The sequence below is a fragment of the Nocardia sp. NPDC050718 genome, assembly GCF_040654235.1.
Taxonomy (GTDB): domain Bacteria; phylum Actinomycetota; class Actinomycetes; order Mycobacteriales; family Mycobacteriaceae; genus Nocardia.
Window position 1 is genome coordinate 1830846 of the sequence record NZ_JBFAHQ010000001.1, and the last position, 13937, is coordinate 1844782.

Sequence of the window (13937 nt, forward strand, 5' to 3'; positions counted from 1 at the left end):
GCCGAGTTCACCTGGCGGTGGCCTGGATCCGTCATGCTGGTGCGGTGGTAGCTGTTTCTGATGTCGCCCCGGTGCGCGGCAGCGAGTATTCGATCTTGTTGCGCCGGATCAGGGCGGCCGGCCTGCTGGACCGTGACCTGCGGTACTACGGGTGGAAGAGCGCGCTCACCGCGGCGGCGTTCGTCGGCGGGTGGGCGGCGCTCGTCGCGGTCGGAGATTCCTGGTGGGCGTTGGGGATCGGGGTGTTCCTGGCCGCGGTGTTCGCGCAGATCGCGTTCCTCGGGCACGACGCGGGACACAAGCAGATCTTCGCGGGCCGCCGCGCCAACTACCTGTACGGCCTGATCGCGGGCAACCTCGCCATCGGGCTGAGCATCGGCTGGTGGACCAGCAATCACAATCGCCACCACGCCCACCCCAACACCGAGGGCGCCGATCCCGACGCCATGGGTGTCCTGGCGTTCTCCGCGGAGCGGGCCAGGGCCGGAAAAGGCTGGCGGCGCTTCGTCTTCCGGTATCAGGCCTGGCTGTTCTTCCCGATGCTGCTGCTCGAGGGCGGCAGTCTGCACTTCGCCAGCGTGCGTGCGGTCTTCCGCTGGCCGATCCCGAACCGGGTGACCGAGGGCCTGCTGCTGGCCGCGCACGCGGGCGCGTACCTGGGCACGGTCTTCCTGGTGCTCTCACCGGGGAAGGCGTTGGTGTTCATCGCCGTTCAGCAGGGACTGTTCGGTCTCTACATGGGCTGCACCTTCGCCCCCAATCACAAGGGGATGGAGGTTCTGCCCGAGGGCGACAACACCGACTTCCTCCGTCGCCAGGTCCTCACCTCCCGCAATGTCCGCGGCGGCTTCCTCGTCGACACGGCGCTGGGCGGCCTGAACTACCAGATCGAACACCATCTGTTCCCGTCCATGCCGCGCTCCCACCTGCACCGAGCCCAGCCCGTCGTCGCGGACTTCTGCGCCGAGATCGGTGTCCCGTACTGCGAGACCTCCCTGCTCGAGTCCTACGCCCAGGCCCTGGGCCACCTGGACGAGGTCGGCCGCCAGGTCGACCTCGTCGGCTAGCCGCCCGCACCCGATCGGCGCGGGCGGCCGCGCCGATCAGAGCCGGGGGTCGGTGGGCTCGGACTCCACCGCCAGGATCGCGAACACCAGTTCGTGCACGCGCCACAGCGGCTCGCCGGCGGCCACGGCGTCGAGCGCCGCGAGCCCGAGTCCGTGTTCGCGCATCGCGAGACCACGCTTGCGGCTCAGGGTCCGGTCGCGCAGGCGCTCGAGGTGTTCGGGCACCGTGTAGTCGGGACCGTAGATGATCCGAAGGTATTCGCGGCCACGGCATTTGATCCCGGGCTGGACTAGCTTGCCCTTGGCCCGGTGCCCCGGCCCGGCGTACGGCTTGATGACCATGCCCTCGCCGCCCGCCTCGGTCAGCGCCAGCCACCAGGCGGTGGCCTCGGCCTCGGCAACCGGATCGGACAGGTCGACGACCCGGCGTTCGGTGTGCCGGAACGTCTCCGGGTCGGCGGCCACGAGGCGATCGCAGACATCGAGGTGCCAGCCGTGGTCGCGCCCGGCGAAACTCGCGCCCTCGGCCGCGAGCAGCGCAAAGGGCGCGATCCGGAGACCGTCGAGGTCGGTGGTCGGCCAGCAGTATCGCCGGTAGGCGGCGGTGAAGTCGGCCGCGGTGTCCGCGCGCGCGGCGGTGCGGGCCCGCAGCTCACCGAGGTCGAGGCCACGGGCCAGACCGGCGTCCAGGGCGTCGACCGCCGCGGGCAGGGCCGCCCGCGCGGCCGCGCCCATCGCCGCGTACTGGGTGCGGATCAGCCCGCCCGCCTTGGCCGACCACGGCAGGAGCTCGCAATCCAGGAGCAGCCAGCCGGTGTCGAATTCGTCGAAAAGCGGTGCGGCGGCGGCACAGACGCGCGCGAGCAGCGCTTCGGTCAGTGCCGCGTCGGTGAAGAACGACCGGCCGGTGCGGGTGTAGACCGCGCCGGAGCAGCCGTCGGTGACGCCGAAACGGTCGGCCGCCGTCGCCTGATCGCGGCAGACGATCACGACCGCGCGCGAGCCCATGTGCTTCTCCTCGCACACCACCCGGTCGACGCCCGCCGCGCGATAGTCGGCGAACGCCTCGGTGGGGTATTCGAGGTAGCCCTCGACCGTCGAGGTCGACGGCGGCGACATGGTCGGCGGCAGCCACAGCAGCAGCCGCGGATCGATGGCGAAGCGGCTCATCACCTCCAGTGCGGCGGCGGCGTTCTCGGCCTCGACCAGCACGGTGCCGTAGTCGGTGCGCAGGTGCCTGCGACCGGTGACATCGGCGAGATCGAGGGTGTCACCGGCGCGGGCGGCACCGGCGTCGCCCAGCGGCTTCACCGGCGCGTAGTGCACCCGCTCGGCGGGCACGGCCACGAACGTCTTCTCCGGGTAGCGCAGCGCGGTCAGCTCGCCGCCGAACACCACGCCGGTGTCCAGGCAGACGGTGTTGTTGATCCACTCCACCTTCGGGGTCGGCACGTGGCCGTAGACGACCATGGCCGAGCCGCGATAGTCGCGCGCCCACGGATACCGCACCGGCAGCCCGTATTCGTCCGTCTCACCGGTGGATTCGCCGTAGAGGCAGAAGTCGCGGACGCGGCTGGAGGCCCGGCCGTGGTACTCCTGCTTGAGTCCGGCGTGCGCCACCACCAGCCGCCCGCCGTCGAGTCGCAGGTGACTGACCAGCTCGTCGATCCACCGAGCGGCGGACTCGACGAACTCCGGCGGCTCGGCCGCCAGCTGCTCCAGCGTCTCGGCCAGCCCGTGCGACACGGTGACATCGCGCCCGCGCAGCTTCCTGAGCAGCTTCTGCTCGTGATTGCCCGGAACGCACAGCGCGGCACCGCTCGCGGTCATCCCCATCACCAGCCGCAGCACACCGGGGGAGTCGGGACCGCGATCGACGAGATCACCGACGAACACCGCTCGCCGGCCCGCCGGGTGGGTGGCGTCGACGGCCCGGCCCGCCTCGTCCCGGATCAACTGCCAGCCGAGTTCGCCCAGCAGACTTTCCAATTCGGACCGGCAGCCGTGCACGTCGCCGATGATGTCGAACGGCCCGGTGAGCTCGCGGCGGTCGTTCCAGGCCCGCTCGTAGGTGATGGTGACATCGGCCGGATCGGTGACGACGTGCACCTTGCGGAAACCCTCGCGGCCGAGGTGCCGCAGCGATCGGCGCAGGTCCTGGCTCTGCCGCCGCAGCACCTGGCGGCCGAAGTCGCGGTCGTCGCGATCCTTGGTCCGCTCCCACGCGACGGCCTCGGGCGTATCGATCACGATCGCGACCGGCAGCACATCGAAAGACCGTGCGAGCGCGACCAAGGCGGCTCGCGCGTGCTTCTGCACATTCGTCGCGTCGACGACGACCCGTCGCCCGGCGCGCAACCGGATCCCGGCGATGTGGCCGAGCGCGTCGAAGGCGTCCGCGGTCGCGGACTGGTCGTTCTCGTCGTCGGCGACCATGCCGCGGAAGAAGTCCGACGACAGCACCTCGGTGGGCGCGAAGTGCTCGCGGGCGAAGGTGGACTTGCCGGAACCGGAGATGCCGATCAGCGCCACCAGGGACAGTTCGGGAAGGTCGATGTGCATGGGTCAGGCCTTCCGGAAGAGCGCGAGCTGGGTGGGGGCGCCGAGGTCGGCGTCGAGGTCGCCGACGGGACGGAGCTCGGCCGTGTAGCCGAACGCGGCGGCGACGCGGGCGGTCCAGGCGGCGAATTCCGCACGGGTCCACTCGAATCGGTGATCGTCGTGGCGGTGTCCGTCGAGCGTCTCGTAGCGGGCGTTGTACTCGACGTTCGGCGTCGTCACGATGACGGCGCCGGGTGCGGCGTGCCCGAAGACGGCGCGTTCGAGCGCGGGCAGGCGCGCCTCGTCGACGTGCTCGATCACCTCCATGAGGATTGCGGCGTCGAAGCCGCGCAGCCGGTCGTCGTGGTAGGTCAGCGCCGACTGGAGCACCGAGATCCGGGCGCGCTGCCGATCCGACATCCGGTCGAAGCGCAGGCGGCGTTCGGCGATGCTCAGCGCCGCGCTGGAGACATCGGCGCCGACGATCTCGGTGTAGCGGTGGTCGGCCTCCAGCGCCAGCAGCAACGCGCCGGGGCCACAGCCGAGATCGAGGACGCGGGTGGCGCCGGTCTCGGCGAGGGCGGCCAGGACGGCTTCCTTGCGCAGCTGGACCAGCGGCGTTCGGCGTTCGGCGGGTTCGGTGTCGGACGTCGCGTCGTCGACCTGGTCGTCCACCGAGCGCAGGCGTTCCAGTGCGGTCTGGGTGAGCGAGCGGCGCCCGGCCAGGTACCGGCGGGCGATCAGCTCCCGCTCCGGGTGTTCGCCGAGCCAGCCGTCGCCCGCGCGCAGCAGCTTGTCGACCTCGTCTTCGGACACCCAGTAGTGCTTGGCGTCGTCGAGCACCGGGAGCAGGACGTAGAGGTGGTTCAGCGCGACGGACAGGCGCAGCGTGCCGGTCAGCCGGAGGTGGACATACGGTGACTCGCCCCAGTCCGGGAACTCCGGGTCCAGCGGCGCGGTCGCCGTGGCGACGGTCCAGCCCAGCGGCGCGAACAGGCGCTCGACGAGGTCGGCGCCGCCCCGGCACGGGACGGCGGGCACATCGATCTCCAACGGGATGGCGGTCGCCGCCAGCTCGGCGCGGTCCCGGCTCGTCCCGTTGAGCGCCGACCGGAACACCTTGCCCAGCGCCACCGCCAGCAGGCTCGACGCCACGTAGGGCCGGTCGTTGACATAGCGGCCGAGGGCGAAGCCGTGGTGGCCCTTGGCCGGACGCGCCAGCTCCACCGGGTCCACCTCGAGCAGCAGCGCCACCGTGCAGCGGTCGGGGTCGGACTGCGGGTAGAAGACATGTGCCGTGCCACCGGTCGTCGCGAAGGACTGCACCCGGTCGGGGTGTTTGACCAGCAGGTACCCGAGATCGGTCGCGGGGGTGTGGGTGGTGGAGATCGTCAACAGCACACACCGATCCTGTCATGGCGGGCCAGTGGTTTTCCGGGGCGAGAACCGGCCCGGCGACCCGGTCGGCGGTGCGGTGGTGGGTGATAATCGCGGCGAGCTCGGTGTGGGCCGGGCCGGTCGGAAGGTGGCGCGATGACGGCGGTGGCGTTGGTGTTCGTCGGGATCGCCGTGCTGTTGCACGGGTACATCTTCGTGATGGAGTCGCTGCAGTGGACTACGCCGCGGACCAGGGCGACGTTCGGGATCACGGCGGAGCAGGCCGAGGCGACCAGGGAGATGGCGTTCAATCAGGGGTTCTACAACCTGTTTCTCGCGATCGTGGCCGCGGTCGGCATGGGGTTCACCGCGTTCGGCGACGCCGGGATCGGGCTGGCCCTGGTGCTGGCCGGCGCCGGGTCGATGGTGGCGGCGGGGGTGGTGCTGCTGGTGTCGTCGCCGGACAAGGCGCGGGCCGCGCTCATCCAGCTGGTGCCGCCGCTGATCGGTTGTGCCGCACTGGTGCTTGCCCGGCTCTGAGCCGGGTGCGCGTGGTCACCGCCCGGGACCGCGCAGGATGCCGAGCTGCTGTTCGAGCCGTTCCAGCGCGGCCCTGGCCGCCTCGAGTTCGGCTTCGATGCGGGCGATGGCTTCCTCAGCCAGCGGCGCTTCGGTGGCCGACGGTGGCGGCGGGGCCTGCGCCGGCGGACGACGGCCAGGGGGCGGCGGGGCGCCGGGGCCGCCGCCGGGCGCGGTGGCGAGATCGCCGGTGGCCGGGCCGTAGACCTGGTCGAGGGCCTCGGCCAGGGTCGGCGCGTAGCCGACCCGGACGCCGCCGGTGCCGGGTTCGCGGTAGCTCACCAGCACGCGGGCCAGCTGCGGGAACGTCGACCCGTTGGGCGCCGTCGAGATCCGTTCGGTGAACAGCGGTTCCACGTACAGCACGCCGCCGTCGGCGATCGGCAGGGTGAGCAGGTTGCCGTACTGGATGCGGTTGGAGCGTTCCAGCAGGGTGCGTTCGGAGGCCACCCTGGTATCGGAGATCATCGAGTTCTGGATCTGCTGCGGGCCCTGGGTGAGGGTGTCGGTGGGCAGCTGGAGAATGCTGAACTCGCCGTAGTTCTCCGGGTCGGAATGCACGGAGATGTAGGCGGAGAGGAACTCTCGCCGGAAGCCGACCATCGCACCGGCCAGCCGGAACGAGGCGTCGGCGGTGCCGGGGTCGCCGACCAGCACGTAGAACGGGGCCTGGTGCGGGTTGCTCTCGACGGTCGGGTCGCTGGGCACCGACCAGAACGCGTTGTTGGTGAAGAACTCTCGCGGTTCGTCCACGTGGTAGCGAGCGAGCATGTCGCGCTGGATGACGAAAAGGTCCTCGGGGTAACGGAAGTGGGCGCGCAGCTCGTCGCCGATCGCCGACGGTGGCTGGACGGTGCCGGGGAAGACCCGCATCCAGGCGGCCAGGATCGGGTCCTGCTCGTCGACCTGGTACAGCGTCACCGTGCCGTCGTAGGCGTCGACGGTGGCCTTGACCGAGTTGCGGATGTAGGAGATCTCCCCGGGCTCCCGCAGCCCCTGGTCCTCGCCGACGGACAGGGCCTCGAGCGAGCTGCGCGCGGCGTAGGGGTAGCCGTCGATCGTGGTGTAGGCGTCCACGATCCAGACGATGCGGCCGCCGACGACGGCGGGATAGGGATTGTTGTCGATGGTCAGCCAGGGCGCGACCCGCTCGACCCGGTCGCCCGGATCGCGGTGGAAGATGATCTTGGAATCGGCGCCGATCGCCGTCGAGAACACGATGTTGCGTTCGGTGTAGACGGTGGCGAAGGCGAGCCGGTTCAGCCAGTTCCCGATCGGGACACCGCCCTTGCCCGCGTAGGTGTATTTGGTGCTGTCGGTGTCGTATTCGCGCGGTTCGGTGCCGCCGCCGACGATGGCGTAGTCCGGATCGCCCCTGGCGATCACCTCGCCGTAGTAGATCCGGGGCTGCTCGACCGGGATCACCTGGTTCCCGGCGTGCTGGGTGGCGATATCGCTGACCGCGTAGATCGGGTAGCCGCTGTTGCCCGCGGCGCTGTCGCTCGCCGCGTCGACGACCGCCGCGTTGACCCGGTTCGCCGGGGCGGCGACGAACCCGTCCCCGTGGGTGTAGACGGTGTGCCGATTGACCCAGTGCCCCTGGTTGCCGCTGAGCGCGGCGGGGGTGAGTTCCCTGGCGGTGACCACGTAGTCGCGCAGCTGTCCGTCGATGCGGTAGCGGTCCAGGTCCAGGTTGTCGGGGAAGCTGTAGAAGTTCTTGAGCTGCTGCTGCTGGGTGAAGGTGCGCGAGAGCACGTGCGGGTCGAGCAGGCGCAGGTTGGCGATCGTGGTGGCGTCGGCGGGGACCTCCGGCGGCGGCGCGGTGCCGACGCCGGGATAGGGCTGGTAGCGCACCCGATCCTCCCCGATGCCGTAGGCCTGCCTGGTCGCGGCGATATTGCGCTCGATGTAGGGGCTCTCCAGGTCGGCGGCGTTGGGGCGCACCGAGAACTGCTCGACGATCAGCGGCCACACCCCGCCCGCCACGATCGACGACAGCAACAGCAGGGTGGCGGCCATCGCGGGCACCCGCAGATCGCGCACCACCACCGCGGAGAACACCGCGGCGGCGCAGATCAGCGCGATGGCGAACATGATGAAGCGGGCGGGCAGCACGGCGTTGATGTCGGTGTAGCCCGCGCCGGCGAAGGTCGGCTCCCGCCGCCCGCTCGACAGCAGGGCGTAGCGGTCCAGCCAGTACGCGCCCGCCTTCAGCACGAAGAACAGCCCGGCCAGCACCGCGAGCTGGCAGCGGGCCGCGACCGTGATCCCGATCGACTTCCCGGACAACCGCACCCCGCCGAACAGATAGTGGGTCGCCAGGCAGGCCAGGAACGCGACGAACACGATGACGAACAGCCAGCTGAGCACGAGCCGGTAGAACGGCAGGTCGAAGACGTAGAACCCCACGTCGAGATCGAACTGGGGGTCGCGCTCGCCGAAGGATCCGCCGCGCAGGAACAGCTGCACCGTCTGCCATCGTGACTGTCCGGCCAGCCCACAGATCAGGCCGAAGACCGCGGCGATGCCGAGCCCGAATCGCAGCGGATGGCGGCCCACCACGGTGCGGTAGGGCGTGATCGGGTCGTCGTCGCGCCCGCCGGGGAAGAAGGCCGGGCGGGACCGGTAGGCCAGCCACAGGGCCGTGAACAGGGCGCCGCCGAGGATCGTCGCGATCACGACGAACAGCGTGAGCCGGGTGAGCAGCACCGTCGACCACACGCTGCGATAGCCGACCTCGCCGAACCACAGCCAGTTGACGTAGACGCCGATCAGCCGGGGCACGAGCAGCAGGGACAGAAAGGCCACCGCGACTGCCGTCAGCAGCAGTCGCCACTTCCTCGGTATCCGCTCGGACCCGTCACCAGCGCTCATCCGCCACTCCCGTGGACCGCGGCGCCGGGCACGCCGGCGCCGCGTGCATTCCCCGAGTCTACTCGCGGGGCTGCGGCCTCAGACGAAGTCGAAGACGGGGGGAACGGTGACCACGACGAAGGCGGCCCAGACCCCGTACACGGGCAGATAGCGGGTCTGCCAGCGTTCCAGGTCGGCGAATCCCTGTCGGCCGCGCAGGAATCCGAGGCCGAGCCGGACCGACCACGCCAGGTTCACCAGCAGCACGACATTCAGCCCGAGCGCGACGACCTTGTTCGGCGATGACCCGAACTCGGCGATGCGGGTGAGCATGGCGGTCAGCATGACCACGTCGACGGCGAGGGCGCACAGCACCAGCACCAGCTGCACCCGGTCGAAGAAGCCGGGCGGGGCCAGCGGGTCGCGCGCCGAGATCGAGTACAGCAGCAGGCCCAGGACCAGCACCAGGATCAGGTCCATCAGGATGAGCAGGGTGCGGTCGACGTCGATCACGCTGCGGGTCGTCGCGAACGCGGCGAGCAGGGCCACCAGCATGAGGATGGTCAGCGGGGTGAACACCCGGGTGAGCACGGGCGCGATGTTCTCCACGACGTTCTGCTTGGCCTCGACCAGCCAGGCCGCGACGATCACCGCGCCCGCGACGCCGAACGGCAGCACCCAGTCCTCGATGACCGGTTCGATATCCAGATCCAGCGTGCCGAACGCGCCGACCGTCAACCCGATCAGCACGCCGCCGCCCAGGGCCAGCAGGGTCAGGTAGACGAACCATTCGCCGGTGAACCGGATGAAATCCATGCGGCGCCGGTCCGATCGCCAGTCACCGCCGACATACGCCAGGCCGATCACGAACCACAGCGCGATCGGTGCGTGGATCGCGGCGATCACCTCGGTCGCGCCCTCGGGCTCGAAGGGATACAGGTTCAGTACCAGGGCGACGAGCACGAACGGCACGGCCAGCGCGACCGCGACCCGTGCCGTCACCTGTCGCTTCCACGCGAAATACGCGGCGAGGAAGGGGAGTACGAGCAGCGCGGCGTTGACGCCGACGGCCGACCCGTGCAGCCAGGCGAAGCCGGCCTTCAGCGACAGGGCCGCGCCGACCGCGAGCGCCAAGACGACCACCAGTTCCCGAGTGCGCTGCCGTCCGGTCGTGTCGGACTCGGCGGGGACCAGTACCAGTTGCTTCCAGAGTCTTTCGGAATGCTCGAGCGCGAACTCGCGGGACAGGGCGTCCAGGCTGCCCATCCGCTTCACCGCGACCAGGAACGCCTCGTCCGCGTCCAGTCCGGCGTCCTGGAGGGACGAGACCTGTTCGCGCAGATGGTCTTCCATCTCGTCGACGTCGGCGATCGAGATCGCGCGGTGGCGCTGGACGTAGCCGCGCCACTGCTCGATATTGGCCTGGAGTTGCGTCTCGGCGTCCATCACGCCCATCCTTTCGCGACGATGGGGCGGGTCGTGGCGTCGCGCCAGACCTGGTCGAGCGCCTCGGCGACGACGGCCCACTGCGCGCGTCGCTCGGCGAGGGCGGCCCGGCCCGACTCGGTGATCAGGTAGTGCTTGCGCCGTCGCCCGCTGTCGGCGGTGCGCCAGGCCGAGGTCACGTGGCCCTGCCGTTCCAGGCGGTGCAGCAGGGGGTAGAGCATGCCGTCGGTCCACTGCATGCGGCCCCGGGACAGGTGGTTCACCTGCTCCAGAATCGCGTACCCGTATGACTCGCCCTCGGCGAGAATCCCGAGAACCAGTGGGGTTGCCGAGGCCGCCACCAGGTCTTTGTCGATCCGCATCGCACTCCTATACCTAGAACCGCTAGGTCATAACCTAGCAGACCTAGGTATGGCGCGTGTCGGACCTCGAAGGATGCTTTCGTTCGGTAACAATGTGGCGTCCCGGTCGGATACGGGGGTGATACGACACGAGTGGAAGGATCTGTATGACTATGCGAGTGAGGTCCACGATCGCCGGTCTCGCGGCGGGCGTAGCGGTGGTGGCGGGGACGATGGTCGCGGGCGCCGGGGCGGCGAACGCGCTGCCGAGCAGCCTGGTCGGCATCAACTGCCTCGGGCTGAGTCCGAATATCGTCGATGTGCCCTACAGCAACCAGGTGATCGTCTCCTACCTGTACGACCAGTCGGGGCTGCCGTCGTTCACGGTGCATTCCGGTGCCAGCATCTGGGGCTATCAGACCCATCCCACGCTGACCTGGACCAACCTGGCCACCGGGGCGTCGGGCTCGCTGACCGGGCACACGAACATCTCGTCGTTCTTCGGCACCGGCGGCACGGTGTACTTCACCGACGTGCCGACCGGGACCGGGCCGGTGCGCATCGACCTGTCGGTCGTCAACACCGGACCCGTGCCGGTGCCGGTCGTGACCTGTTCGGGGACCACCGACATCGTCTGATCCGGCATCTGATCGACCCGACTCCGGCCGGGGGTGCGCTGCGCCCCCGGCCGGAGCTGTGCGTGGCGGCGACCCGGCTCGGTCACTGTCCGCCGCACAGCATTTCGGCTTCGCCCCGGGATTTCCTTAGCAAGGGTGATGATTTCGCACCCTAGGGTGATGATCGCCGATTTTCGCCTAACAGGGCTGTTCAGGGTCCCGATGGAGTCAGCAGAACGCGCGACCGGCGCGGCGGACGAGGAGTCGAGAACCATGAAGAACGCAGTTCGGATGAGCGCGCTGATCGCCATCGCCGCGGCGGCGGTGGCAGGTTGTAACGCGGAGAACGGTTCGGCCGCTTCGCCGTCGACGAGCCGGGCGACGACCACGGTCGCCGCGAGCGCGCCGCAGACGCCGGGCGAGCAGCCGCGGGCGACCGAGGCGCCGGGTGGGAACGGGTCGTCCGGCGGGACCCAGGCACCGGTGGTGACCGAAGCGCCGCCCGTCACCGCGGCCCCCGGCACCACGAAACCGCAACCGGCCGACGACATCAGCGGACCGGGCCGCTGCATCGATCCCCAGTCGACCGGGGTGCGGAACGCGCTGGCGCGCCTCGACGGCACCTGGGTCGCCCAGCAGGCGTCGGCGGACCTACCGGGCCAGTGCGCCCAGCTGCTGTGGGTGCGCGCGGTCGGCGGCAACTCCGCGGGGGCGCCGATCCACGTGCTGTTCTTCCACGACGGGAAGTGGCTGGGCACAGCCACATCCGAGGCGTACGCGTTCACCTCGGTGGTCGGCTACACCGACACCACCGTGACGGTCGAGTACAAGTGGCTCGCGGGCGACGAGCCCTTCGCCGCGCCGCAGGGCGGTCCGGTGGCGATCCACTACACCTGGAACGGCTCGAATGTCGTCATGAGCGGGCCGCTGCCGAAGGAAGTGACCCAGCCGCACCGCTAAACCGGTTCGGGGTGCAGCACCAGTACCGTGATCTCGCTGGGCGCGAACACCCGCAGCTGCGGACCCCAGAAACCGGTGCCGCGACTGGTGTAGAGCTGGGTGTTGTTCGCGTGCCTGCTCAGGCCGGCGACCACCGGCTGATCCAGCCGGACCAGGTAGTGGAACGGCCAGATCTGCCCGCCGTGGGTGTGCCCGGAGATCTGCAGCGCCACGCCCGCCGCGGCGCTGTCGGTGATCTGCTTGGGCTGATGGGCCAGCAGCACCACCGGCAGCGCGGGGTCGGCGCCTGCCAGCGCGGCGGGCAGGTCGGGACCGTGGCCGGGCAGACCGGCGCCGGTGGGGTCGTCGATCCCGGCGACGACCAGGCGAGCACCGTCGCGGTCGACGGTCCGGTGGGCGTTGTGCAGCGGCTGCCAGCCGAGCGAGGCCATGTGGTCGATCCAGCCCTGCGCGTCACCGAAGTACTCGTGGTTGCCGGTGATGTAGAAGCGGCCGAGCGGGGCCTCGACGCGGGCCAGCGGGTCGACCTGAGCGCGCCGCTTCACCACCGAACCGTCCGCGAGATCACCCGCGTGGCAGGCGATATCGGGGCGCTGGGCATTGACCACATCGACCACCCGCTCGGACCAGCGCTGCCGGTCGAGCGCCGCGTAGTGGGTGTCGGTGACGACCACGACGCGCAGTCCGTCCAGGCCGTCGGCCAGGCCGCGGATGGCGACGTCGACGGTGCGGACCCGCGGCACCCGGCGCGCCTCGTAGACACCCCAGGCGACCAGCGCGACCGAGACCGCCAGCACGCCGAGCGCCACGATCCGCGCGGCGAGCAGGCCCTCCACCCCGGCGACGGCCAGCCCGCCCCGCACGAAGACGCCGAGCACCGACCACGAGAACACCACCCACAGCACCCCGAGCAGGGTGTCGCCGACGATCACCGCCGGATCGGACTGGGCCGGTCCGTGGCCGAGGAACATCGCGGCGGGCAGGCACAGGTAGCCGAGGACACACACCGCGGTCCCGGCCCAGAACAGCGGGCCGGTGCCGCCGGTGGGCGCCGCGACCAGCGTCCACCAGGGCAGCGCGAACAGCACGGCCGGAATCAGCAGCATCAACATCAGGCGTACAGCGAATCTCACTCCGGTCCCGTCCTGCGCAGGGCCGCCGGGTGCGGTCGCGGCCACGAATAGATCATCCACACTAGCGCCGCCCCGTTGCCCGGCGGCGCGTCGACCGGTTCACTGGTGCCATGCGGATCGCCACACTCGCCGCAGCGGCTGTCACGGTGGTACTGCTCGTCGCGGGCATTGTGCTGCTCCGCGACGATCCGGGGGTCGCGACGACCGCGGGCACCTCGCTGCACGAACTCGGGCACGACGGCGGTACCCGCAGCTATCGCGTCTATCGGCCCGCCACACTGTCCGAGCCCGCTCCGCTGGTGGTGATGCTGCACGGCGGACTCGGTACCGGCGAGCTGGCGCAGCGCGGCGTCGGCTGGGACGCGGTGGCCGATGCCGAAGGGTTCGTCGTCGCCTATCCCGACGGTGTCGGCCGGGCGTGGAACGCCGGTGGCGGCTGCTGTGGGAACCCCGGCCGCACCGGCGTCGACGACGTGGGCTTCCTGACCGCGATGGTCGACGAGATCGCCCGCGCCCTGCCGATCGACCGCGCGCGGATCTACTTCACCGGGATGAGCAACGGCGCCATGATGGCGTACGCGATGGCGTGCCGCACCACGCTCGCCGCCGCCGTCGGCGCGGTCGCGGGCACCCAGCTCGGCGACTGCGCGCAGCCCGACCCGGTCTCGGTGATCCATGTGCACGGCACCGACGACGAGAACATCCGCTACGACGGTGCGCCGGGCAGCGGCGTCGCGCGGATCGACGGGCCGTCGGTGCCGGAGCTGAACGGGTTCTGGCGGACGGTCGACGAGTGCGCGGCACCGGTGTCCACCTCGAGCGATCGGGTGACCACCCTGCGCGCCACCTGCCGCGACGGACGCGCGGTCGACCTCGTCACCGTGGCGGGCGCCGGGCACCGGTGGCCCGGGGCCGACGAGCGCGGCGCGCTCGACGCGACCCGGGTGATCTGGGACTTCTTCGCCGCGCACCACCGATGAACCGGCGCAGCGTGATCCGACCGGCGGCAGCGCCGGGGCCCAG

11 protein-coding genes are annotated in these 13937 nt (G+C 70.6%); 5 read left to right on the forward strand and 6 right to left on the reverse strand.

What is annotated here, in order from left to right:
• The first annotated feature begins 44 nt into the window (after positions 1-44).
• The gene (locus AB0H54_RS08310) at positions 45-1067 is read left to right on the forward strand and encodes an acyl-CoA desaturase (RefSeq protein WP_357343764.1); all 1023 of its coding nucleotides are present in this window, start codon (positions 45-47) and stop codon (positions 1065-1067) included.
• Between the two features lie 36 nt (positions 1068-1103).
• Here AB0H54_RS08310 and AB0H54_RS08315 read toward each other — a convergent pair whose 3' ends face one another.
• Together AB0H54_RS08315 and AB0H54_RS08320 are read right to left on the reverse strand one after the other, a co-directional pair.
• Positions 1104-3629 carry a polynucleotide kinase-phosphatase gene (locus tag AB0H54_RS08315; protein ID WP_357343766.1) on the reverse strand — a complete coding sequence of 842 codons (2526 nt, stop codon included), beginning with the start codon at positions 3627-3629 and terminating at the stop codon, positions 1104-1106.
• 3 nt (positions 3630-3632) lie between these two features.
• Positions 3633-5009, reverse strand: a complete 1377-nt coding sequence (locus AB0H54_RS08320; protein ID WP_357343768.1) for a 3' terminal RNA ribose 2'-O-methyltransferase Hen1 — start codon at positions 5007-5009, stop codon at positions 3633-3635.
• 132 nt (positions 5010-5141) lie between these two features.
• Here AB0H54_RS08320 and AB0H54_RS08325 point away from each other — a divergent pair, with 132 nt between their 5' ends.
• Positions 5142-5525 (forward strand): DUF1304 domain-containing protein, encoded by a 384-nt coding sequence (locus AB0H54_RS08325; RefSeq protein ID WP_357343770.1) that lies wholly within the window; start codon positions 5142-5144, stop codon positions 5523-5525.
• 15 nt (positions 5526-5540) lie between these two features.
• On the opposite strand, the gene AB0H54_RS08330 is transcribed toward AB0H54_RS08325, so the two are convergent.
• From AB0H54_RS08330 to AB0H54_RS08340, 3 genes are all read right to left on the reverse strand, one after another.
• Positions 5541-8438 carry a UPF0182 family protein gene (locus tag AB0H54_RS08330; RefSeq protein WP_357343772.1) on the reverse strand — a complete coding sequence of 966 codons (2898 nt, stop codon included), beginning with the start codon at positions 8436-8438 and terminating at the stop codon, positions 5541-5543.
• A 78-nt stretch (positions 8439-8516) separates the two neighbouring features.
• The gene (locus tag AB0H54_RS08335; protein WP_357343774.1) at positions 8517-9863 is read right to left on the reverse strand and encodes a permease prefix domain 1-containing protein; all 1347 of its coding nucleotides are present in this window, start codon (positions 9861-9863) and stop codon (positions 8517-8519) included.
• Positions 9863-10225 carry a PadR family transcriptional regulator gene (locus AB0H54_RS08340; RefSeq protein WP_357343776.1) on the reverse strand — a complete coding sequence of 121 codons (363 nt, stop codon included), beginning with the start codon at positions 10223-10225 and terminating at the stop codon, positions 9863-9865. Before AB0H54_RS08340 ends, AB0H54_RS08335 begins: the two co-directional genes overlap by 1 nt.
• Before the next feature lie 146 nt (positions 10226-10371).
• Between AB0H54_RS08340 and AB0H54_RS08345 the strand changes: the two genes are divergently transcribed.
• Together AB0H54_RS08345 and AB0H54_RS08350 are read left to right on the forward strand one after the other, a co-directional pair.
• Positions 10372-10842 (forward strand): hypothetical protein, encoded by a 471-nt coding sequence (locus tag AB0H54_RS08345; RefSeq protein ID WP_355282927.1) that lies wholly within the window; start codon positions 10372-10374, stop codon positions 10840-10842.
• A 252-nt stretch (positions 10843-11094) separates the two neighbouring features.
• A complete protein-coding gene (locus AB0H54_RS08350; protein ID WP_357343778.1) occupies positions 11095-11781 on the forward strand; it encodes an LppP/LprE family lipoprotein in 687 nt (228 codons plus the stop codon).
• Here the strand turns inward: AB0H54_RS08350 and AB0H54_RS08355 are convergent.
• On the reverse strand, positions 11778-12914 hold the full coding sequence (locus AB0H54_RS08355) for a metallophosphoesterase (protein WP_357343780.1): 1137 nt from the start codon (positions 12912-12914) through the stop codon (positions 11778-11780). The two genes, AB0H54_RS08350 and AB0H54_RS08355, sit on opposite strands and share 4 nt — an antisense overlap.
• Before the next feature lie 110 nt (positions 12915-13024).
• On the opposite strand from AB0H54_RS08355, the gene AB0H54_RS08360 reads away from it, so the two are divergent.
• The gene (locus tag AB0H54_RS08360; RefSeq protein WP_357343782.1) at positions 13025-13894 is read left to right on the forward strand and encodes a PHB depolymerase family esterase; all 870 of its coding nucleotides are present in this window, start codon (positions 13025-13027) and stop codon (positions 13892-13894) included.
• Positions 13895-13937 lie beyond the last annotated feature (43 nt).